The sequence below is a fragment of the Thermocrispum agreste DSM 44070 genome, from assembly GCF_000427905.1.
Taxonomy (GTDB): domain Bacteria; phylum Actinomycetota; class Actinomycetes; order Mycobacteriales; family Pseudonocardiaceae; genus Thermocrispum; species Thermocrispum agreste.
On the sequence record NZ_ATYX01000005.1, the window covers coordinates 65,793 to 88,219 of the forward strand.

General features: G+C 70.0%; 20 protein-coding genes and 1 pseudogene. 8 read left to right on the plus strand and 13 right to left on the minus strand.

Annotated features, from left to right (window positions below; translation table 11 throughout):
• Position 1: 1 nt before the first annotated feature.
• Entirely contained in the window at positions 2-913 is a 912-nt protein-coding gene (locus tag YWY_RS0100315; protein ID WP_028845992.1) for an XcbA family protein, read from the minus strand.
• On the minus strand, positions 910-1,674 hold the full coding sequence (locus YWY_RS0100320; protein WP_245566503.1) for a phosphosulfolactate synthase: 765 nt from the start codon (positions 1,672-1,674) through the stop codon (positions 910-912). Before YWY_RS0100320 ends, YWY_RS0100315 begins: the two co-directional genes overlap by 4 nt.
• 130 nt (positions 1,675-1,804) lie before the next feature.
• Between YWY_RS0100320 and YWY_RS19400 the strand changes: the two genes are divergently transcribed.
• On the plus strand, positions 1,805-2,647 hold the full coding sequence (locus tag YWY_RS19400) for a cobalamin-independent methionine synthase II family protein (RefSeq protein WP_211227450.1): 843 nt from the start codon (positions 1,805-1,807) through the stop codon (positions 2,645-2,647).
• On the opposite strand, the gene YWY_RS19405 is transcribed toward YWY_RS19400, so the two are convergent.
• From YWY_RS19405 to YWY_RS23890, 3 genes are all read right to left on the minus strand, one after another.
• A complete protein-coding gene (locus YWY_RS19405; RefSeq protein WP_051309390.1) occupies positions 2,644-3,231 on the minus strand; it encodes a cysteine dioxygenase family protein in 588 nt (195 codons plus the stop codon). The genes YWY_RS19400 and YWY_RS19405 overlap by 4 nt on opposite strands.
• Before the next feature lie 166 nt (positions 3,232-3,397).
• Positions 3,398-4,168 carry a WD40 repeat domain-containing protein gene (locus YWY_RS0100335; protein WP_342665080.1) on the minus strand — a complete coding sequence of 257 codons (771 nt, stop codon included), beginning with the start codon at positions 4,166-4,168 and terminating at the stop codon, positions 3,398-3,400.
• Positions 4,104-4,493 carry a hypothetical protein gene (locus YWY_RS23890; protein WP_028845994.1) on the minus strand — a complete coding sequence of 130 codons (390 nt, stop codon included), beginning with the start codon at positions 4,491-4,493 and terminating at the stop codon, positions 4,104-4,106. The genes YWY_RS0100335 and YWY_RS23890 overlap by 65 nt, the downstream gene beginning before the upstream one ends.
• Positions 4,494-4,850: 357 nt before the next feature.
• On the opposite strand from YWY_RS23890, the gene YWY_RS0100345 reads away from it, so the two are divergent.
• Complete coding sequence (locus tag YWY_RS0100345) at positions 4,851-5,078, plus strand: hypothetical protein (protein WP_028845995.1); 228 nt, start codon at positions 4,851-4,853, stop codon at positions 5,076-5,078.
• Positions 5,079-5,180: 102 nt separating this feature from the next.
• Here the strand turns inward: YWY_RS0100345 and YWY_RS0100350 are convergent, their stop codons facing one another.
• Entirely contained in the window at positions 5,181-5,771 is a 591-nt protein-coding gene (locus YWY_RS0100350) for an Rv1733c family protein (protein WP_028845996.1), read from the minus strand.
• Between the two features lie 178 nt (positions 5,772-5,949).
• Here YWY_RS0100350 and eccCa point away from each other — a divergent pair, with 178 nt between their 5' ends.
• The 5 genes and pseudogenes from eccCa to YWY_RS24960 form a co-directional block, all read left to right on the plus strand.
• Entirely contained in the window at positions 5,950-8,178 is a 2,229-nt protein-coding gene (gene eccCa / locus YWY_RS24330) for a type VII secretion protein EccCa (RefSeq protein WP_211227451.1), read from the plus strand.
• Complete coding sequence (locus YWY_RS24750) at positions 8,097-8,606, plus strand: FtsK/SpoIIIE domain-containing protein (protein WP_281168966.1); 510 nt, start codon at positions 8,097-8,099, stop codon at positions 8,604-8,606. Before eccCa ends, YWY_RS24750 begins: the two co-directional genes overlap by 82 nt.
• Positions 8,551-9,609, plus strand: coding sequence for a type VII secretion protein EccCb (eccCb, locus tag YWY_RS24335; protein WP_051309395.1), 1,059 nt, complete (start codon positions 8,551-8,553; stop codon positions 9,607-9,609). Before YWY_RS24750 ends, eccCb begins: the two co-directional genes overlap by 56 nt.
• Positions 9,606-10,772: a S8 family serine peptidase gene (locus YWY_RS19415; RefSeq protein ID WP_169725197.1), complete on the plus strand. Its 1,167-nt coding sequence runs from the start codon at positions 9,606-9,608 to the stop codon at positions 10,770-10,772. The genes eccCb and YWY_RS19415 overlap by 4 nt, the downstream gene beginning before the upstream one ends.
• A gap of 322 nt (positions 10,773-11,094) precedes the next feature.
• Positions 11,095-11,229 (plus strand): annotated as a pseudogene (locus tag YWY_RS24960) (trypsin-like serine protease); the annotation flags it as partial.
• Positions 11,230-11,358: 129 nt separating this feature from the next.
• Here YWY_RS24960 and YWY_RS0100365 read toward each other — a convergent pair.
• The 3 genes from YWY_RS0100365 to YWY_RS0100375 are packed head-to-tail and all read right to left on the minus strand — an operon-like array spanning position 11,359 to position 15,376.
• The gene (locus YWY_RS0100365) at positions 11,359-12,135 is read right to left on the minus strand and encodes a polyprenol monophosphomannose synthase (protein WP_028845997.1); all 777 of its coding nucleotides are present in this window, start codon (positions 12,133-12,135) and stop codon (positions 11,359-11,361) included.
• A complete protein-coding gene (lnt, locus tag YWY_RS0100370; RefSeq protein ID WP_028845998.1) occupies positions 12,132-13,706 on the minus strand; it encodes an apolipoprotein N-acyltransferase in 1,575 nt (524 codons plus the stop codon). The genes YWY_RS0100365 and lnt overlap by 4 nt, the downstream gene beginning before the upstream one ends.
• 53 nt (positions 13,707-13,759) lie before the next feature.
• Positions 13,760-15,376, minus strand: coding sequence for an amidohydrolase (locus YWY_RS0100375; RefSeq protein ID WP_028845999.1), 1,617 nt, complete (start codon positions 15,374-15,376; stop codon positions 13,760-13,762).
• Positions 15,377-15,498: 122 nt separating this feature from the next.
• Between YWY_RS0100375 and YWY_RS0100380 the strand changes: the two genes are divergently transcribed.
• The gene (locus YWY_RS0100380) at positions 15,499-16,905 is read left to right on the plus strand and encodes a KamA family radical SAM protein (RefSeq protein ID WP_028846000.1); all 1,407 of its coding nucleotides are present in this window, start codon (positions 15,499-15,501) and stop codon (positions 16,903-16,905) included.
• A gap of 69 nt (positions 16,906-16,974) precedes the next feature.
• Here the strand turns inward: YWY_RS0100380 and YWY_RS19420 are convergent, their stop codons facing one another.
• From YWY_RS19420 to YWY_RS0100400, 4 genes are all read right to left on the minus strand, one after another.
• A complete protein-coding gene (locus YWY_RS19420; RefSeq protein ID WP_051309400.1) occupies positions 16,975-18,273 on the minus strand; it encodes a S8 family peptidase in 1,299 nt (432 codons plus the stop codon).
• Between the two features lie 284 nt (positions 18,274-18,557).
• A complete protein-coding gene (gene gdhA / locus YWY_RS0100390; protein ID WP_245566504.1) occupies positions 18,558-19,904 on the minus strand; it encodes an NADP-specific glutamate dehydrogenase in 1,347 nt (448 codons plus the stop codon).
• A 375-nt stretch (positions 19,905-20,279) separates the two neighbouring features.
• Complete coding sequence (locus tag YWY_RS0100395) at positions 20,280-21,893, minus strand: phytoene desaturase family protein (protein ID WP_028846002.1); 1,614 nt, start codon at positions 21,891-21,893, stop codon at positions 20,280-20,282.
• A complete protein-coding gene (locus YWY_RS0100400; RefSeq protein WP_028846003.1) occupies positions 21,890-22,372 on the minus strand; it encodes an SRPBCC family protein in 483 nt (160 codons plus the stop codon). The genes YWY_RS0100395 and YWY_RS0100400 overlap by 4 nt, the downstream gene beginning before the upstream one ends.
• Between the last annotated feature and the right edge of the window lie 55 nt (positions 22,373-22,427).

Consider the following 22,427-nt stretch of genomic DNA (forward strand, 5'->3'; position numbering starts at 1 on the left):
CTCACCCGGCCGTGATCGGTTGCTCCGCTGGGTGGAGCCCGACGAGCATGCGCAGCGCGCCGCGCACCTCGTCCAGATTCGAGCCCCACGGTACGACGACGGAGCTGCCGACCTGCTGCACACCGCGCTCCAGCAGGCAGCACTTGGCCAGGGTCGGTTGCGCCGTCGCGGCCAGGTCGTGCGTGCTCCGTGGACAGATGTCCACCCGCGGCGCGTCGTTTCCGTAGAAGTGGCGATGGAACTGCACGGAACGCTCACAGCCGACGAGCGTCCAGTCCAGGCGTTCGGCGGGCCGGGTGTCGAGGAATTCCAGTCGCCCGGCGATGTGCGTCCCCGCGCCACGGCAGGGCAGGAGATACGTGTCGGCCGGGTGCTCGGCCGCCAGCGTGCGCAGGTCGAGCACGTCCGCCACGAGCTCGATCGGCGGCAGCTGCTCGTCGAAGGCGATCGCCTGCTCGGCCATCGCCACAAGCTTCGGCGGTTCGGGCGGCACGACCTCGGTGACGGCGATCCGCACCGGCTGCGGCCGCCAGATGAAGTTGACGTGCTCGTGGCGGCCCTGTACCAGGTAGGCCTTGGCACCTGGCCGGGCGTGCGCCTGTGCGGCGCGGGCCAAGGCGGTGGCGTTGCCGACGTCCGTCTCCGGCGAGTGCACGAACACGACTTCCGGGCCCGCTGCCAGCACGCGCGCCTCGACGACCGGGGAGAACAGCGGCTCGTCGGACTCCCTGCGCACCGCGACCAGGGCGACGCGGTCCCCGTTGCGCAGGGCCAGGTAGTCGGTGCGGCGGTACACCTCGCGGCCGAGCAGCCACGCCTCCACGGCTTCCGGGGTCAGGTCCAGGTCCGTCTCCTGTACCGACAATCCGCGGTACGGGCGGGTGATCGTGTTCGGCGCGGGCAGCGGGATCATCGGTGCACCCTTGCGGTGTCCGCTCGCAGGCCCAGCCGCAGGGTTTCCACCGCGAGCGCATCCTCCAGCGGAATGTTGCCCAGGTTCACCTGCGGTCCGAAGTGGTCGATCAGCCACACCTGCTGCGGCTTGCGCGGTGCCTCGAAGATGACCCGGTCGACCGGCAGGCGCGTCTGGATCTCCTCGATCAGCTCGGTGCGCAGGCTGCCGTCGGGGTGATACAGCCCGACGGTGCCGCTCTCCCGGCCTTCCACCACCACCCAGCGGGCTCCGGCGGCCAGGTCGGATTCCATCTCGTCCACCCAGTCGGCGGCGACCACCGGCACCGTGCTGTCCTTGGCGCCGGTCTCGGCGAGCACGGTGAAGTCCGTGGACAGTCGCCGGATCAGCTCGGCCTTGCGGTCCCGGCCGATCGCGCACAGCCCGTCGGAGACCTCGACGGCGGCGACGCCGATCCCGTTCGCCCACTCCACGAGCTGGTCGACCTTGTCCTGCGCGTAGCAGATTTCCAGCAGTGTTCCCCCCAGGCAGAGAGTGATGCCCGCCGACCGGCACAGCATCGCCCGGTCCTTGGCTGCCGGGTCGACGTACGCGGTGCCCCAACCGATCTTGAGCACGTCGACCAGGTCACCGGCCTGGGTGAGCACGGCCTCCAGATACGGCACCGGCACGCCCCTGTCGAGCACATGGGTGACTCCTGCGCTGCGCGGTTTGCCCGGGCGAGCAGGCAGGTCCAAGAACCCCGGCGAATCCCACACCACGATTGCCGACCTCCCGCACGACGCCGCTGGTAGTGCCTTCGACCGTAGGCGGCGGCAGCCGGGGCGTCTGTGTCCTGCCGGTACCAACGTCACCCGGCGCTTCGGCCCGCTGGGACATAGGAGCGCGGGCTTGCCTTCCCTACCCGGGTTGCCGATCTACTCGACGCTGTACGCGCCGACCTGCGTCGGTGAGGTGCGCCGGGAGCATCCGTTCCACCTGGCCAACCTGCGCGCGGTGCGCAAGGCGACCAACAAGCCGGTGAAGATCTCCTACACCGGCATCCAGGTACTCGCCGCGGCCACCAACAACCAGTACTACAAGGAGACCAAGGAGCTGGCGCTGGCCATCGCGAAGGCCTTCAACGAGGACTTCAAGGAGCTGGCCGACAACGGTGCCGACATCATCCAGCTGGACGAGTTCGTGTGGCCGTACGGCATGGGCGACTGGGAGATCGAGGCGCTCAACAAGGCGGTGGAAGGTGTGGACTGCCAGTTCTGGGTGCACACCTGCTGGGGCAACTACTCCGGCACGCCCGGCTACTTCCCGGACGAGGCCCCGCGCGAGTTCGGTGCGTGGGTGCTCGACCAGCGGCCCAGCGACGCCCCCGCCCCGGAGCGGGCCCGGGCCCTGTTCCCGCACGTGCTGGACGCCAACATCGACGCACTGAACTACGAGGTCGGCCGCACCGGGCCGGACGACCTCAAGCCGCTGGCCGAACACAACTGGAGCAAGCCGTTCGTGGCCGGTGTCATCGACGTCAAGTCGACGGTGACGGAGACCGCCGACGAGGTGGCCGACCGCATCCGGCAGGTGCTGGAGTACGTGCCGGCCGAGCGCCTCGGGCTGACCACCGACTGCGGCCTGATCAACCTGCCGAGGATGATCGCGCAGAGCAAGCTCAGGGCGCTGGCCGACGGCGCTCGCATCGTGCGCCGGGAGCTGGCGGCCAAGCGCGAGCCGCAGCCTGCCTAGCCCCGTCGGCGGGAAGCTGTCGCGGCCGGTTCGCCCGGCCGCGACATTTCCATGATCACGGCGGGATCGTAGACCACGTTGATGCTGCTGCCGAGCCTGCCGATGTCCGCCCCGTACAGGTGCAGGGAGATGGCGATCTCGTCGCCGGCGCAGCGCACATGGTGGATGTCGCGGCCGACCGGTGGAAGCCCGGTGACCGTTCCGGCGACGTTGTGGAACTCCCCGGTGGGCCGCAACCGCGGGCGGCCCGTGGTGTCGCGGGTGACGTCGAAGCGCTTCTCCACCTCGTGGCCGGCGTGCACGCCCGTGATGCACCAGGCGACGTGGTCGTGCACCGGTGTCTCCTGGCCGGGCAGCCACACCAGAGCGACGACGGAGAACCGTCCCTTTTCGTCCACGTGCAGGATGTGCTGCCGGTAGTGGTCGGGGTCCGGCTCCATTTCCTTGCGCTCGAGAAGCCGTTCGTCGCCGATGATGTCGGCGAGCATGGTCTGCGCCGATGCCGGCAGCTGCTCCGGATCGTCGACGTGGTCGGCGACGCGTGTGAGCCGGTCGGTGAACATCCGCATGAGTGTGCTGGGCATGGCGGGCGCCTCCCTTGGGTGATGCGCTGTCGCCGATTGTCCGCTTCTTCCGCGCTGCACACTTTGTCCTGGCAGGACGAAAACCCCTCGGCACGATCGTGCACCGTCCGGCATGGACGCGGACGCAGGGCACCTGGGACGCCTAGGCTGGTGCGCAGGCTCCTGATCACCCGGTCACGTCGCTCGTTGCCCGGCCATGTGCCGCGGGCGGCCCGGCGTCGGCCGCCTCGTCCTCCTGCGGCGCGAAGGCGAAGCTGTGCAGCCCGGCGGATCCCACCACGTACATCGTCTGCGACCGAAGGCTCCATGTCGCGCCCACCAGCGCGTCGTCGACCCGTGTCATGGCGGCCGCTGCCAGGGTGGGCATGGTCCGGACCTCCACGGCACCGGTCCTCGTCACGGCCGCCAGCCAGCTGCCGTCCGGGCTGAACGTCACCGACTTCACCGCGTGTGTGCCCACACTGAGCGTACGCGACTGCGAACCGGTCGTGACGTCCCACAACCGTACGAATCCGCTGGCATCCCTCGTGGCGAGACGCCTGCCGTCCGGGCTGAACACGACCGCCTCTGCGACGCTGTCGGGGCTGTGCAGGGTCCGCTGGAGCGCCCCCGTCGCCGCATCCCACAGCCGTACTGATCCGTTCGCGTAGCAGGCAGCGATGCAAGCAGCATCCGGGCTGGGCGTCACTGAGCACACCGGGCCACTCGCGCCGTCGATCCTGCGCAGGTACTCCCCGGTCGTCGCGTCCCACAGGCGGACGGCGCCGTCGTGCCCTCCGGCGGCCAGCCAACTGCCGTCCGGGCTGAAGGCCAGAGACTTCACTTCGCTGCTACCGGCATGGAGCGTGTCCAGCAGGGCTCCGGTTGCTGCGTCAAGCAAACGGACGTCGCTGGCCGAGGCGACCGCCAGAAAGGCGCCGCTCGGCTTCACCGCCACCGCCGTGCAGCCCGGCCACGATCCCGACCGTGCGGCGCCCTTCCCCGCACGCGGCGTGCACGACCTGGTCGACCTCGTCTCGCGGAACCATCCAGTGTTCGGGATCGCCGGCCTTCGGCGGCGCCAGCACGACCCCGTCCTTGTTGGTCAGCAGCACGTGGACGGAGAGCACGGTCCCCACCACGGCCGCGATCGCGGCGATGATGTCCGCGACGATGGCGGCCGTCTCCCACCCGGACAGCACGAACGCCGTGACCATGTGTGCCACGGCAGCGACCCCCACTGCCCACACCGTGGCGATGGCCCACCATCTCAGCCTGGACATGGTGACATTCTGTCAGCAGCTGGTCTCATGCGGTATCCGAAAATGCCACTTCTTCCTCCGAGAGCGGCTTTCGGTTGCGCAGATTCTTGGGCGCGTTGCGCCGCCGCCAGGCGCGGCCGCTCATGTCACGGATCGGTGTCGAAGACCTCTTTTCCCGCCATCAGGCCCCGGACGATCGGGAAGCTCCAGAAAATTGGCACGTTCGGCAGTAGCAAGCCGTGCCCAGACCTGCCGTGTCGTAGTGGTCGTGTTCGGCACGGATGTCATGAATGAGCTTCGGTGAGCCCGATCACCGATACGCACGAACGTCAGCGGTAGCAGCCAGGCAGGACGTCGTGATCGTCGAAGGACGACGCCATGATTCAGGCCGTCGTGCATTTCGTCTTCGGCGCCGACCGTGCTCGTGCCGTCGACGGCGAATTGATTCGGGTGGCAGCCAGCGCCCGGCGGGGCGTCCGAACCGGCGCGAAGATCGTTGCGGAACCCACATCGACATCACAACCCGGCGTCGGCGAGTGCGTCCTGATCACCGATTCCGGCGGCAACACCACCGGAATCATGGTTCTGTCGGGCAGTGACGATTGACCGGTCGCTCGATTTCGGCCCGAGCCGTCGAGAGGACTCTTCGCGATCATTCCGGCGCTGACTGTCGGCTGATCGTCCTCACCGACCGCGGACGTGGATGACTCAGTTCGTGCCCCACGTCCGGCTCACCCGATGCCATTCTGCTGCCCACGCGGCATATCGCCGACGGTTGAGCAGCCAATGCCCCAGGCAACAGACGGTCGCCAGCAGCGCGACGAAGCCGAGCCACATCCGCGTCGCGTTGAGCGCCGCATTCAGTGCTGCTTCTTCGTCCGTGAGTGGCTGCGGCACCCGTTCCCCCCGGCCGTCCACCCACACCGTCACTGTGACGCCCGCCTTCGACCCCGCTGGCACGTGCGCGGTTCCGGTGTGGCGGCCCCCGGCTGCGGTCCACTCCACCGGGGCGCTCACCGGGGCGACCGTCCCCGGATGGGCTGGTGGTGCGTCGCTGACCAGCGTCGCGATCGTCGGTCGGCTCTCCGCCCGTTGCCGATCCGCCTGCTCCAGCAGATCCGCGTGCACGGTGGAACCGATGACGCCCACGACCGGCAAGGCGCCGAGCGCGGCCGTCACGCAGAAACCCACCACGGCAGCCTCGATGCGGTCCGCCGTGCGCACCAGCCCGTTCCGGGACCTGAGCAGCCGCAACCACTGGGTCATCCGGGCAGGCCGGTGGCTGGCCTCCTCGCCCATGACTGCAACGGTCGTCCGCCGCAAGGACGACGACGAGGGCCGCAAGTCCCTGCCGCGGTGGACTTTGGCAGGCCATCCCTGCCCGGGAACCACATGCAAGAGGATCCGGCAGCGCGAAAGCAAGCGATCATGATGGCTGACCGGTTGCTCGTGTCCGGCGACGTTGGAGTTCGTCGTCGTGTCCGGCGACCTGAGCCAGATCCGGGTGCAGGTCCGCAAGAGCGCCGAGAAGCAGCGGGAATCGCTTGCCTGGCGGCACCCGGACCCGAACGGGCTGTGGTCGGTGGCCATGTCCGGGCGGCTGTGGGAACGGCGCGCGGCACACGGCGACTTCGCCGAGGTCCGCATCGGCACCGGCACCCAGCGGCTGGCCCTGCAGATCTCGCCGGTCAGCTCCAAGCCGATCTCCGACCTCGAACCGCTCTCCGCGCGGGCGCTGCGGAGGTTCATCAACGCGCACAGCACGGTGGCGAACCTGCCGACGTCGCTGTTTCTGCGCGGCTTCTCCACCGTGAAGTTCAGCGGTGACATCTCCGTCGTCCGCGCCATGACCAGGGCGATGCTGGCCCAGCTCGCGACGTTCCACTCGCCGGAGGACCTGCGCATCGCGGTGTGCGCCAGCCAGGACAGGGCCGAGCTGTGGGACTGGGTGAAGTGGCTGCCGCACTCCCAGCACCCGGTCGAGCAGGACGGTGCAGGCACCGTCCGGCTGCTGGCCGACGGGGTCGACGCGCCCACCGAGCTGCTGGACGCAGAACTGAGCGATCGCGGCCGGTTCGAGGCAGCGGCCTCCCCCAGCGCGGACGAGCCCTACGTGGTGATCGTGCTGGACGGCGTGGAGGTGTCGGCCGAGTCCCGGCTGGCGGGCACGGGGTACCGCAACACTGCGGTGCTCGACCTGGACGACTCGGTGCCCGGGATTGGCCGCGCCACCCTGCGGCTGGACGTCACCGAGGAGAAGGTCGAGATGGTCCGCACCGACCGCACCGGCCAGGAGAGCCGCACCCCGATGTGCGTGCCGGACCAGCTCAGCATTCCCAAGGCCACCGCGCTGGCCCGCACGATCGCGCCGTACCGGCTGGGCGGGACGACCGACGTCTCCGAACCGATGGTGGCCAACTTCGAACTGCCCCAGCTGCTCGGCATCGACGATCTGGAGACGTGGGATCCGGCGCAGACCCAGCAGGCCCGCGCGGGCCTGACCAGGAACCGGTTCCGCATCCCGATCGGCATCACCGAAAGCGGCACACCGATCGAACTGGACATCAAGGAGTCCGCGCAGGGGGGCATGGGCCCGCACGGGCTGCTCATCGGCGCCACCGGATCCGGCAAGTCCGAGCTGCTGCGCACGCTGGTGCTCGGGCTGTCCATGACGCACTCGTCGGAGATCCTCAACTTCGTCCTGGTCGACTTCAAAGGTGGCGCGACCTTCCTCGGCCTGGAGGATCTGCCGCACGTCTCGGCGGTGATCACCAACCTCGCCGAGGAGGCCACGCTGGTCACCCGCATGCAGGACGCACTGCAGGGCGAGTTGCAGCGCCGCCAGGAGTTCCTGCGCGCCACCGGCTACAGCTCGTTGCTGGAGTACGAGAAGGCGCGGCTGTCCGGCACCCCGCTCGACCCGATGCCCACGCTGTTCGTCATCGTCGACGAGTTCAGTGAGCTGCTGACGTCGCACCCGGAGTTCAGCGAGCTGTTCGTGATGATCGGCAGGCTCGGCCGGTCGCTCGGCGTGCATCTGCTGCTGGCCAGCCAGCGCATCGAGGACGGCAAGATGCACAAACTGGAGAGCCATCTGTCCTACCGCATCGGCCTGCGCACGTTCTCGGCCATGGAGTCCCGGTCGGTGATCGGCGTCCCGGACGCCTACCAGCTGCCCAACGCGCCCGGCAACGGCTACCTGCGCAGCGACGTGGCGACGTTGATCAGGTTCAAGGCCGCCGACGTCTCGGGGCCCTACCGCAGGCGGACTCGTAAGCAGCGGCGGGAGGAGGTGCGGCAACAGGTCGTGCCGTTCAACGTGGGGCGGGTGGCCCTTCCCCAGGCGCCGGCACCATCTGCACCCGCCACCCCGGACGAGGGAGAGGAAACCGGCGAGTCGGTGCTCACCGTGGCCGCGGAGAAACTGGTGGGCGTCGGCCCGCCCGCGCATCAGGTCTGGTTGCCGCCGCTGGCCGACCCGCCGACGCTGGACCAGCTTCTGCCCCCGCTGGTCAGCGATCCGGACCCGGCTTGCAGGCGATGGACTGGCAGGGCCTCGGCAGGTTGCGCGTCCCGGTGGGCGTGGTGGACAAGCCGTTCGAGCAGAGCCGCGACCTGTATGTGGTGGACCTGTCCGGGCCGGGCGGGCACGTCGGCATCGCCGGGGCGCCCCAGTCCGGCAAGAGCAACCTGCTGCGCACCCTGATCTGCTCCATCGCGCTGACCCACACGCCGAAGGAGGTCCGGTTCTACTGCCTGGACTTCGGTGGTGGGACGCTCGGCCCGCTGGAGAAGCTTCCGCACGTCGGCGGGGTCGCCACCCGGATGCAGGAGGAGCGGGTGGCCCGCACCGTCGCGGAAGTGCAGTCGCTGCTCGCCGACCGGGAACGCCGGTTCGCCGAACACGACGTGCAGAGCATGAACGAGTACCGGGAGCGGCGGGCCAGGGGGCGAGTTCGCCGACGACCCGCACGGCGACGTGTTCCTGGTGGTGGACGGCTGGGGCGCGCTGCGCTCCGAGTTCGAGCAGTTCGACGTGTCGTTGCGGTAGCTGGCCGCCCGCAGCCTGTCGTTCGGCGTGCACCTGGTGGTGACCACCAACCGGTGGTCCGACGTGCACAGCGCACTGCGTGACCAGTTCGGCACCCGGCTGGAACTGCGGCTCGGCGACAAGATCGACTCGATGATCAACATGCGCAAGGCGGGCGAGATCCCGCAGATCCCCGGTCGGGGCATGACGCCGGACCTGAAGCATTTCCTGTCCGGTGTGCCGCGCATCGACGGACGGTGCACCGATCAGGGCCTGGCCGAGGCGACCCGCGAGCTGACCGAGGCGGTCGCGGAATCCTGGCGTGCGGACCGGGCTCCCGCAGTGCGGATGCTGCCCACCGTGCTGCCCACCGTGCTGCCCGCCGAGCAGCTGCCGCCGCCCACGATGCCGGGGCCGAGGATCCCGCTCGGCCTCGGCGAGCTCGACCTGCAGCCGGTCTGGCACGACTTCGGCACCAAACCGCACCTGACCATCGTCGGCGACAGCGGCAGCGGCAAGACGGCGGCGCTGCGGCTGATCATCAGGTCCATCGTGGCGGCGTGCTCGCCCGAGCAGGCGCAGATCCTGCTGGTCGACCCCCGGCGCGGGTTGATCGACGTCGTCCCCGAGGCGTACCGCCGCGGTGTCGCGGTGTCCGCCCCGGCCGCCGAGGATCAGGTCGCGGAGCTGACCGGCGAGCTCAGACGCCGCGTGCCCGGCTCCGACATCAGCCCCGCCCGGCTGCGCAAACGGGACTGGTGGAGCGGACCGGAGATGTTCGTCGTGATCGACGACTACGACCTGCTGCTCGGTCACGCCAGCGGGCCGTTCGGGGCGATGATCGAGCTCATCCCGCAGGCGAGCGACATCGGCTTCCACATGGTGATGGCGCGGGCCGCGGCCGGATCGAGCCGCACCACGATGGAACCGGTCACCCGGCGGCTGCAGGAGTCCAACACGCCGGAGCTGGCGCTGTCCATGCCGCCCAACGAGATGCCCCTGCTCAACGGCCAGCGCGGCAAGCAGCTCCCGCCGGGCCGCGCCGTGCTGGTCACCCGGCGGGGCGGAGTCGGACTGCAGATCGGATGGACGGAGGAACCGGCGTGAGCAGAAGGCTGCGCGGCTGCGCGGCCGCGGCGGCACTGGGGATGGCGCTGACCCAGGCGCCATTGCCCGCGTTCGCGCAGGACGGCGGCGTGGTCGGTCAGTGCACGCCGCCGTCGGTGATCCCGATCAAGCAGAAGTCGTGGGCGCAGCAACGGATGGCGCCCGAGCGTGTGTGGCATTTGACCAAGGGCCGCGGGATCGTCGTGGGCGTCGTCGACACCGGCGTCAGCGGCAAGGCCCCTACCCTCCGCGGAGCGGTGTTGCCCGGCATCAGCCTGCTCCCCGGCAGCGCGGTGAAGACCGGTGACGGTGACTGCTTCGGCAGCGGGACGTTCATCGCGGCACTGATCGCGGCGCGCCCCGACCCGGACCCACACGTGCCGTTCGCCGGCCTGGCCCCGGAAGCGACGATCTTCCCGGTACGGGTGGACGACGACCCGCCCAAGATCCAGAACCACACAGCGCTCGCCGAGGCCATCGCGGTGGGCATCAAGGAAGCCACGGACGCAGGTGCCAAGGTCATCGCGGTCGGCCTGGTGGCCACCGTGGGCATTCCGGCGCTGCGGGCGGCGGTGGACTACGCGTACGACCACGACGTGCTCGTCGTGGCGTCAGCGGCGACACCGAAACCGGGTCAGCTCGCCTTCCCGGCGCGGCTGCCCGGCGTGGTGGCGGTGGCACCGATCGGTGAAGACGGGCCGTCGAACGCCGCCCTGGGCGCCGAACCCACGCTGGCCGCCCCCGCGGTGAACCTCATCGGGGTGGGACCGGAGGGCAAGGGACATCGGGTGGCCTCCTCGCCTCAGCTGGCCGTCGGCTACGTCGCCGGAGTGGCCGCGCTCGTCCGGGCACATCACCCTGAGCTGCCCGCCGAGGACGTCGACCGGCGGCTGCGGATCTCCGCCGACCACCCGTCGACGGCACTGCCGCACGACAGCCTCGGCTACGGCGTGGTGAACCCGTATGCGGCGGTGACCATCGTGCCCGACCGTGACCCGGCGACAGCGGCACCGCCGGAAGACGTCGACCTGGGCATACCTCCGGAGGAGGACCCTACGCCGACGCACCGCGCCCTGTGGTGGACGGGGGGCGTCAGAGCGGTGGCGCTGTTGGTGGCCGGCCCGACCATTGCCGTGGCGGCCCGCAAGCGCCGAGCGAAATGAGCACGACGACGCAAAGCGCGCTGCGCGTTGCCTCGGTAGGCGCGCGCTGGACGCGCAGGCAGTCCCGGTGCCCGGCGGGGAGCTGATCGCCGCTGCACGGCTTCGTCGTTCCGTTCGACGCGGTGCCAGTGGATTCAGGCCGACCACCGAACCGTGTCGAGGAAGAACGGTGAATCGGCACAACTTGAACTGCACGAAGCTGTCGTTGCGGAAGCAAGATTGCCCTGCTGGCCGCGGCAGTCGTGGTGGGAGGTGCAGCCGTCGCGGGGGCCGCACAGGCGAGCCAGCCGCTCTGCCGCCCGGTCCTGCGAAGCCGCACATCGTGGGCGAAACGCCGGTGCCGGACGGCGTGTTCCCGTTCGTGATGAGCCTGCAGTACGAGGACGAGAACGGTCGCGGCCGACACTTCTGCGGTGGCACCTTGATCCACCCCTGGGCGGTGCTGACCGCCGCGCACTGCGTGCGGCCGATCGGCCGGCACCGGATGGCTTCCGCCGGGCCCGGCGGAAGCCATCCAGCGGCCACCCCGAGCAGATGCGTGACCGCTACCGCGCGCTCGCTCCCGCCGCGACTGCCGTCGCCGGGGTCAGCGGGCCTGGCGGCCTGCCCGGCCGGTCAGCTTCTTCAGCAGGCCCACCAGCTGCGCCACGCGGTGCCGCAGACCCCACCGGCCGACTTGCAGGACCGCCTCCAGCACGATCGCGCCGCTCATCTTCGACTTGCCGTGCTCGCGCTCGGTGAACGTGATCGGTACCTCGGTCACGGTGAAGCCGCCGCGGATGGTGCGCCAGGTCAGGTCGATCTGGAAGCAGTAGCCCTGCGACGCGACGTCGTCGAGTTCCAGCTTCTCCAGCACCGAACGCCGGTAGGCCCGGAATCCGGCGGTGATGTCCCTGGTCGGCACGCCGAGGGCGGTCCGCGAGTACACGCCCGCCATCCGGGACAGCAGTTCCCGGTGCTTGGGCCAGTTGACCACCTTGCCGCCCGGCACGTAGCGCGAACCGATCACCAGGTCCGCGCTCCGCTCGTCCAGCGCCGCGAGCAGCCGCGGCAGGTCTTCCGGCGCGTGTGAGCCGTCGGCGTCCATCTCCACCAGGACGTCGTAGTCGCGGTCCATCCCCCAGCGGAATCCCGCTATGTAGGCGGGGCCCAGCCCCGCCTTGTGCGTGCGGTGCAGCACGTGCACGCGCTCGTCGGCGGCGGCCAGCCGGTCGGCGAGCTCACCGGTGCCGTCCGGGCTGGCGTCGTCGACCACCAGCGCATGCACCTCGGGCAGCGCCCGGTGCAGCCGGCGCAGCAGCGGCTCGACGTTCTCCCGCTCGTTGTAGGTCGGGATCACCACGAGCACGCGGTGATCAGTCATGCGGCCCTCCTCCGGTCACGGATTCGCCACCCTACCGAAACCGCTGCCATGGCCAGGGCGGCGACTCCCGCGGCGACGATCACCCGTTCCGGCCACGGGCCGACGACACTCGCCACGGTCGTGGTGTCCCGTAGCGGCAACGTTCCGACGAGGATCTCGGAGGTGAACAGGCCGGAGGAGCGGACGACGGACCCGTCGGGCCGGACGATCGCGCTCACCCCGCTGGTCGCGGCGACCACGGTGGCCCGGCCGTGCTCCACCGCCCGCAGCCTGGACATGGCCAGCTGCTGGTAGGTCATCTCCCCCGGCCCGTACCAGGCGTTGTTCGTGGGCACGACCAGCAGCTGCGCGCCCCGCTCCACGGTTTGCCGCCCGACGTAGTCGTAGGCGACCTCGTAGCAGATCTGCAGGCCCACCCGGATGCCGCCCGGGGTGAGCACGCCCGGCTCGGTCCCCCACCGCATGTCCCTGGTCCTGCCCAGGAACGGCGTGAACCACGCAGCGACCGGCCGCCACGGCACGTACTCGGCGAACGGTACGAGTTCTTGCTTGACGTAGTGCGAGCCTGCGCCGCGACCGGGCTCCCAGACGAACACCGAGTTCTCGCTCAGCCCGTCCGGGCGGGTGTAGAGCGCACCGATCAGGGTCGGTGCATCGAAACGGTCGACCAGGCGGTCCAGCTCCGGATCCTGGTTGCCCAGGTCGGTCGCCGTCTCCGGCCACACCACCAGGTCGGGCTCGGGGATGCCGCCGGCGGCGATCTCGCCGGCCAGCCGCTCGCTGGTGGCCAGGTGGTTCGCCCGGATCCGGTCGCGTGCACCCAGCAGGCCGAGGCCGATGTCGGGGGCGTTGCCTTGCACCACCGCGACGGTGACCTCGCCGCGGGTCGGCTCGACGCCGACGGTCGGCCACACCGCCAGCCCGGCAAGAACCGGCACCACGGCACACGCCACGGCCGGGATCACGCGCACTTCCCGGCGGCCGATGCGCAGCAGCACCCGGGCCAGGCCGAAGCCGCACAGCGTCACGGCGAAGCTGACCAGCGGTGCGCCGCCGATCGAGGCCAGCGAGGTGAAGGGGCCCGACGGATGGCCGAACGCCACCCGCCCCCACGGGAACCCGTTGAGCGGGAAGGACGACCGGAGCGTCTCCTGTCCCACCCACAGCGCGGCCATCCACACCGGCGCGGCAGGCAGTCGCTGCACCACCGTGGCGCACGCACAAGCCAGGGCGACGTAGAGACCTTCCACGAACGACAACGCCAGCCACGGCGCGGACCCGAAGTCGGCACCCAGGAAGTCCTCGATCCACACCAGGTGCCAGAGGAAGAACGTCACCGCGAACAGCAGGCCGTAGCCGAAGCCGGCGCGGAAGCGCCGCCCGTACAGCACGACGCCGAGGCCGGCGAACGCCACGGGTGCCAGAAACCACAGCTCCCGCGGCGGGAAACTCAGCTGCAGCACCACGCCGGACGCGACGGCCAGCGCCATCCGTCCCGGCACCCCGGTCAGCACGCCGCGCCAGCTTCTCTGGACGCGCCCCGCGACGTCGACGTCCTCTGACGCGGTCACAGTCACAACCCGAAGCCTATGACTCCACCCGGTGTAGCCGGTGTCAGGTGTCGTCAGGCGGCGTAGATCGTGACCCCGCGCCGGACGGTGCGCAGGCAGGACGGCAACGGCGTGCCGGGTTCGAGCACCGGCAGGCCCGGCACCCGGGAACGCGGGTCGGTCGACCACCGCTGCACCCGCGGGTCCGGGGCCGCGACGACCAGCTCGCCGGCCTCCCACACCGCGTAAGTGGCCGGCGCGCCGGGCACGAGGGTCCCCGAGATGCCGTCGTCGACGCCTGCTGCGCGGTAGCCGGCCTTGGTGTGGGCGGTGAACGCCGCACGCGGTGAGATGCCCGATCCTTCGGTGCGGTGATGCACGGCCGCCCGGACCGACCGCCACGGATCCACCGGGGTGACCGGGGAATCCGACCCGCCGGCCAGCAGCACTCCGGTGGCGGCGAGCATGCTGAACGGGTTGAGCGTTGCTGCTCGCTCCTTGCCCAAGCGCTGGGCGTACATGCCGTCCGGCCCACCCCACAGCTCGTCGAACAGCGGCTGCACGGACGCGGTGACGTTCCACCTGGCCAGCGCTTCCGCTTCCGGCCTGCCGATCATCTCGACGTGTTCGAGCCGGTGCATGCCCGCGGCCAGGGCCGCAGCGCCGACCTCGGCCTCGGCGCGGGTGAAGCCTTCGATCACCACGTCGAGTGCCCCGTCGCCGATGACGTGGAACCCCGCTTGCAGACCGGCTCGCGTGCACGCGACCACGTGCTCGGCGACGTCGTCGGCGTCGAGGTACAAGCGGCCGTTGTGGTCCGGTTCGTCCTGGTAGGGCGCTCGCAGCCGCGCGGTGTGCGAGCCAAGGGCTCCGTCCACGAACAGGTCTCCGGCGAGACCTCGGATCCCGAGACGTTTGGCGCGGTCGATCACCGCGTCGTCGGCCAGTTCACCCCAATACGCGATCACCTCCGGGGTGCCCGGCCCGGCCTTGTCCAAGAGTGCCGCCACGTCCTCCCAACCGGACAGATCCGGGCCCGCGCACTCGTGCACGCAGACCACGCCACGGGCGGCGGCCGCGGTCAGGAAGGCGTGCTGGGCGGCATCGCGTTGCTGCGGCGTCACGGCCGAACGGACAGCCGCCCGCAACACGTGATGGGCCTCGGCGCGAACCGGCCCCTCCGCTGACCAGCCGTCGGCCTCACGCGCGTGCGGAGCGAGTTCCACCAGTGCGGTGGAGACCAACGCGGAGTGGACGTCGATGCGGGTGAGGTAGGCAGGACGACCACCGACGGCGTCGTCGATCTCGGCCCGGCTCGGCAGGCGGGCATCCGGCCACGCCGATTCGTCCCATCCGTGCGCGACGAGCACTCCTTCCGGCGGGGTCCGCTCGGCCGCCTTCCGCAGCAGCGCCAGGACGTCCTGCGCCCCGCGGGCGCCGGTCAGGTCGGCACCGGCCTGGTGCAGGCCTGACGCCGTGGCGTGCACGTGGGCGTCGACGAAACCGGGTGTCACGAACGCGCCGTCCAGCGGGACTTCTTCGGCATCCGGGTGCAGGGCTCGCCCCGGCCCGTCCTGCCCCACCCAGACGATCGTGTCGCCGGTGATCGCCATGGCGGTCGCGTCCGGGGCGGCGGGGCTGTAGATCCGGCCGCCGGTGAGCAATGTCGTCGCTGCCTTGGTTGATGCCACGTGTGCAGTCTGCCTGCTGTGCGTATCACCGGCAAAAGGCCCGTTTCGTCGGAAGATTTACGGGCCAGCTGCACTGTGGCAGGATGTTTTCTTGTACTCGATCGACGCCGTGAGGAGACCAGATGACCGCCGTAGTCAACCCGCCGGAGAACCTGGCGAGCCAACCGGCGAGCGAGCTCGAACAGCCGTACGTCTACCGGCGCACCGAGCTGGTCGAGCCCGACTGGCGACGCTTCCCGGGCTGGGCGGACGTCACCGAGGCCGAGTGGCGGGATGCCCAGTGGCAGCGCGTCAAGTGCGTGCGGAACATCCGCCAGCTCCGTGCCGTGATGGGCGATCTGCTCGAGGACCGCTTCTACGCCGACCTGGAGGCCGACCAGAAGCAGATGGCCACCATGTCGATGCTGATCACGCCGCAGATCCTCAACACGATGGCGCCGAACGCGCCGACCACGCCGAAGGAGTTCACCGACGCTTTCCTGGCCGACCCGGTGCGCCGGTACATGCTCCCGGTCAAGTCCGACCGGGACCCCGACTGGCCGTCCCACCCGTACGCCCAACGCGACTCGCTGCACGAGGCCGAGATGTGGGTGGTGGAAGGCCTGACCCACCGTTATCCCACCAAGGTGCTCGCCGAGCTGGTGTCGACCTGCCCGCAGTACTGCGGCCACTGCACGCGGATGGACCTGGTCGGCAACTCCACGCCGCTGATCGACAAGCACAAGCTGCAGCTCAAGCCGGCCGACCGGCAGGACCAGATGATCGACTACCTGCGCCGTACGCCGGGCGTGCGTGACGTGGTGGTCTCCGGCGGCGACGTCGCCAACGTGCCGTGGCATCAGCTCGAGTCGTTCTTGATGCGGCTGCTGGACGTGGAGACCGTCCGGGACATCCGGCTGGCCACCAAGGCGCTGGCCGGCCTCCCCCAGCACTGGCTGCAGCCGAAGGTCGTGGAAGGGCTCGAGCGGGTCGCCCGTACCGCTGCCCGCCGCGGCGTCAACCTGGCCATCCACACGCACATCAACCACGTGCAGTCGGTGACGCCGCTGGTGGCGGAGGCGGCCAGGACCGCGCTCGAGGTCGGCGTGCGCGACGTGCGCAACCAGGGCGTGCTGATGCGGGGAGTCAACGCCACCGCGGAGGCATTGCTGGACCTGTGCTTCGCGCTGCAGGGCGAAGCCAACATCCTCCCGTACTACTTCTACATGTGCGACATGATTCCCAACTCCGAGCACTGGCGGCTCGCGGTGTGGGAGGCCCAGGAGCTCCAGCACGCCATCATGGGCTATCTGCCCGGCTACGCCACCCCGCGGATCATCTGCGACGTGCCGTACGTGGGCAAGCGGTGGGTGCACCAGCTCGCCGACTACGACCGCAAGCTGGGCATCTCGTACTGGACGAAGAACTACCGCACCGCGCTCGAACGCAACGACTTGGACGCGCTGACCCGCCGCTACGAGTACTACGACCCGATCAGCACGCTGCCCGCCGAGGGCAAGCAGTGGTGGGCCGAGCACTCGGCGAAGTGATCCGCCCGGACACGAACGAACGCCCCGCAGGAGGCTCTGCCTGCGGGGCGTTCGTCGTCTGCGGGATCGTCAGGACGTCGCCTTCGCCAGGTTCACCCGGCCGAAACCGAAGTAGACGTCACGCCCTGGCTCACCGAGGTCGTCCACGGACGCGGTCAGCTTGGCGCGCCAGTCCTCCGGCGTGCCGCCCTGCGCCGCGATCAGCGCCGCGACGCCGGACGCGTGCGGCGTGGCCATCGACGTGCCCGAAGCCTTGCGGTACCCGCCGTTGTTCCACGTCGACAGCACGTCCACGCCCGGAGCGGCCACTTCCACGTCGGAGTTGTACGTGGAGAAGCTGGCCCTCTGGTCGTTGTGGTCGGTGGCCGCCACCGACACGACCTCCGGATACGCGGCCGGATAGTTCGGCGTCGAGTTGCCGCCGTTGCCGGCCGCGGCGATGATCAGCGATCCGTTGTCGGTCGCGTTCCGCACCGCCGCCTGCAGGGTCTGCGACCCGGTGGTGCCGCCCAGCGACATCGAGATGATCTTCGCGCCCTTCTGGTTCAGCCACGTGATGCAGTTGGCGACCATGTCCAGCGTGCCGGAGCCGCTGGAGTTGAGCGCCTTGCAGATCGCCAGCTCGGAGTTGAACGCCACGCCCGCGATGCCCTTGCCGTTGTTGGCCCGCGCGGCGATCGTGCCCGCCACGTGGGTGCCGTGACCGTTATCGTCCTCGCACTTGGCCGGATCGTCGGAAATGGTCGGGTCGGCACCGATGACGATGATGATCAGGCTGATGCCGAAGCTGGTCACCCCGCCGCAGTCGGCGATCTTGCCCTGGAACTCCTCGTGCGACTTCTGGATGCCGGTGTCGACGACGCCGACCTTCACGCCGCCGGTGGACGGGAAGTCGCTCAGCCCGGCGTTGTCCCAACCCTCCGGTGCGTCGATGTCGGCATCCACGGTGCCGCCGGTCTGGCCGGCGTTGTGCAAGCCGTACAGCTCGCCGAAGCTCGGATCGTCCGGCAGCGCCTGGGTGGTCAGCACCGCATTGACCTCGGCGTACTCCACCACCGCCGACTTGTTCAGCCGCTCCACCGCTTTCCGCGGGTCACCGGCGACGCGCAAGGTCATCGCTCCGGTGCCCGCGATGTTGGCGACCTTGCCGACCACGCCGGCCAGCTTCTGCACCGCCGACCGCTGCCCGGCCGTCGCCGAGGACTTGAACTTGACGATGATCGAGTCGGTGGAGATCGCGTTCACCGGCGGTGGCGCGGCGGCGGCGGCCTGCGGCGCGGCCGCCGCCGTGGCGGGAACGGACAGCGCCGCGGCGGTCAGCGCCGCGGCCGCGGCGACGACGGTCGGTCGCCATCTGCGTGATGTCATGCTGGCACCCCTTCTCGCGCTCACCCGATGGTGTCCGTGGAGCGGGCGATCTGGCTGATTTTTCCGGTTAACGACGAGTAAGTTCCGGAAGATACTCGGAAATTTCCGACATCAATACAGCCGTTCGTAGGAAGCCGACGCGAGACGGTGTGCGCACAGTGATCGTCACTCTGCGGGTGACGTGACGCGCGGAACGGCCGGCGACGGCGCTCCGTGGCGGGGTGGAGCGCTCACGCCGGCCGTTCGATGCGATCGTGGATGCTTGCCGCCGTGCGCCGCCGGGCTCAGATGACCCCGAGGGCCAGCATGGCGTCCGCTACCTGGGTGAACCCGGCGATGTTGGCGCCGACCAGGTAGTTGCCCGGCGCCCCGTACTCCTCCGCCGTCTCCAGGCAGCGGTCGTGGATGCCCTTCATGATGGCGGCCAGCCGCTGTTCGGTGTAGCCGAAGTCCCACGAATCGCGGGAAGCGTTCTGCTGCATCTCCAGCGCACTGGTGGCCACTCCGCCCGCGTTGGCCGCTTTGCCCGGCGCGAATGCCGTGCCTGCCTCGGCGAACAGCCGGACCGCGTCGGGCGTGCACGGCATGTTCGCCCCTTCGGCGACCACCTTGCAGCCGTTGCGCACCAGCACCTCGGCGTCCGCCCCGGTGAGTTCGTTCTGGGTGGCACACGGCAGGGCGATGTCACAAGGAACTTCCCACACCGTGCGCCCCTCGACATAGCGGGCCGAACCGGCACGCTGGTCGACGTATTCCGAGATGCGCGCGCGACGGACTTCCTTGACCTGGCGAAGAACCTCGAAGTCGATGCCTTTGTCGTCCACCACGTACCCGGTGGAGTCCGAGCACGCGACCACCTTGCCGCCCAGCTGGTGGACCTTCTCGATGGCGTACAGCGCGACGTTGCCCGAACCCGACACGACCACCTGCTTGCCGTCGAAGTCCTCGCCGCGGGTGGCGAGCATTTCGTTGACGAAGAAGACCGTACCGTAGCCGGTGGCCTCCCGCCGCACCTGCGAGCCGCCCCAGGACAGCCCCTTGCCGGTGATCACCCCGGACTCGTAGCGGTTGGTGATGCGCTTGTACTGGCCGAACAGGTAGCCGATCTCCCGCTGGCCGACACCGGAATCGCCGGCAGGCACGTCGGTGTACTCACCGATGTGCCGGTACAGCTCGGTCATGAACGACTGGCAGAACCGCATGACCTCGCCGTCGGACCGGCCCTTCGGATCGAAGTCGGCCCCGCCCTTGCCCCCGCCGATGGGCAGGCCGGTGAGCGCGTTCTTGAACGTCTGCTCGAACCCGAGGAACTTCATGATGCTCAGGTTCACGCTGGGATGGAACCGCAGGCCGCCCTTGTACGGGCCGAGTGCCGAGTTGAACTCGACCCGGAAGCCCCGGTTGATCTGCACCGTACCGTTGTCGTCCACCCACGGGACCCGGAAGATGATCTGCCGTTCCGGCTCGCACAGCCGCTGGATGACGCTGGCGTATTCCGGGTGTTTGCCCACCACGCGGCCGAGGCTGTCCAGCACCTCGTGCGTGGCCTGGTGGAATTCGCTTTCGTTCGGATTGCGACGTACCACCTCGCGGTATACGTCGAGCAGCCTGTCGTCCAACGTCGTCGTCAACGATGACTCCTCACGTCCCATGCTCCCGCGGACACCGTGCCCAACCCGCCACACCGGGCACGGCGTCGGCGGCGTGCTGGTGTGTATCCGTCCGGTCGCCATCCGCCTGGGCAAGCGACTGCACGGGCGTGGGCACGACCACAAACGTAAGTCACCGGGGTACCGGCGAGCCTGTGGTTGCGACTGACTTCTCATCGTCGTTCCCGCCGTCGGCCGGCCCCCGATCACCCGCGGACAACCCCCTGACCAGGATTCTTCAGCGCGCTGCAACCGCACCGGCGGGACGCCGTGCCGCCGTGTCCGCGACGAAGCTTGTGTTGAAGAACACTCGTATTTCCTCCCGGCCGACGGGCGCGCTCGAGCCGATGGGGTCCGTCATGGCCGCTCGGCCGCGGTTTCGTACAGCTTGCCGTGCAGCAATCGCATGGCCGAGCCGTAGGCGTCGCCGAGCAAACCGGCACGCGCCAGAGCGGCACGGGCGGCATTGGCCCCCGGCGCACCGTGCACGGCCCCTCCGGGATGAGCCGACGCGCTGGCCAGGAACAGTCGGTCCACCGGAGTGTCCGCGCGTCCCAGGCCGGGAACCGGCCGGAAGAACAGCTGCTGGTGCATCGCGGCGGTCCCGCCGTTGACCGACCCGCCGAGCAGGCTCGGGTTGTGCCGCCGCAGGTCGTCGGGACCGGACACCACCCGGTCGAGCACCAGGCCACCGAATCCCGGTGCGTGCTGCTCGATCAGCGCCTGGACACGGTCGGCCTGCTTGCGCACGCTGTCGCGGTCGGTGGTGCCGTGCGGCACGTGGGTGTAGGCCCACGCCGATTCGGTACCCGCGGGTGACCGGGTCGGATCCGTGGTCGTCATCTGCCCGAAAAGCACGAACGGACGCTCCGGCATCCGGCCGCAGGCCAGGTCGGTGGCGAAATCCGCGAGCCCGTCGACGTCCGCGTCGAAGTGGATCACGCCGGCCGTCCTGGCCTCCTGGGCCCGCCACGGCACCGGCCCGGACAACGCCCAGTCGATCTTCACGGTGGCGTCGTCCCACTGGAACCGCTCCAGATCGCCGACGAACCGTGCGGGCAGCCGCTCTTCCCCGACCAAGTCCCGGTACAGCGTCGGCGCGGGGACATCGGCCAGCACGGCACGGCGTGCCCGCACCAGCTCGCCGTGGACGTCACGCACACCGACCGCGCGGTTGCGCGCGATCAGCACCTCGGACACCGGCCGCGAGCAATACACCCTCCCGCCGCGGTCGATCAGCCGTGCGACGAGCGCCTTGGTCAACGACCCCGCTCCCCCCTCGGGCGCCGGGAATCCGACGTCCTGCCCGAGCATGGCGAGCAACCAGCCGAACACCCCGCTGGCCGCGCTGTCCGGACCGAGATCGGTGTGCAGGGCACAACCAGCCACCAATGCCTGCGCGCCGAGGCCGCGGAAGTTCTCCGTCCCGAACCGGCGGGCGGGCAACGTCACCATGCGCGCCAAGCGCAGCATGTCGGCGGCGCCCAGGCGACGAACGAGGCGAGCGGCCGCCTTCGCCGGAGGGAACGGACCGGTGACAGCATGCAGCAAGTCGTCGCGAACGCGCTGCCATTCCGAGTAGCAGCGACGCCACGCGTCGCCGTCACCGGGCGCGAACGTGTCGAGCGATTCCGCCGTCCTGCCGATGTCGCGGGACAGCAGGGCACAGCGGTCGTCGGGCAGGATGTGCGCGAGCACGTCCGGGGCATGCCGCCACCGCAGCCCGTATCGCTGCAGGTCCAGTGCGTTCAGCACTGGAGAGGCAATTCCCAGCGGATAGAACGCGCTGCACAGGTCGCTGCGGAAACCGGGCCTGGTCAGTTCGGCGGTCTGCACCGACCCGCCGGGATTCGGGGTGGCTTCCAGCACCACCACGTCCCACCCGCGGTCGGCCAGGATGTTCGCTGCCACGAGCCCGTTCGGGCCCGCGCCGACGACCACTGCGTCGGCGGTGTCGGCGGCTGCCGTCATGACACTCCGGACTGTCCGGGAGCTGCGGTCGCCGCGTCGGCCAGGGCGATGCGGCCCTGCACCAGATCGGCCAGGCGGGACAACGACTCGGCGTTACGCGGTTTGAGGAGCAACGCCTGCACCCCGATCGGTATCGCCGCCATCGGTCCGTGCACGATCCGCTCCGTCATCCGTACCTCGGTGCCGCCGTCCACCGGCGACAGCTCCATCTTGACCCAGGCGGTACCGAGCGGGCGAACCTCGGCTTCGAGCTCCAGCAGCGCAGGCGCATCGAGCTTCAGCACGCGAGTCACGTCGGCCATTTGCACCGGCCACGCCCCGATCTTGTGGTGAATCCGCGAGCCTGCGGCCGGCCAGCCACGGTCGACCGCGCGGATGTGCGCCGCGCCGACCACCCAGTTCGCGTACTGCCAGCCGTCGGACAGCACGTCGAACACCTTCTGGGGTTCCGCCGCGATGAACCGCCGTACTTCCACCATTCGCCCACCTCCGTCGTCGGCCACCGGGCCTGGACCGGTCTGCCGGTCGCGTTCC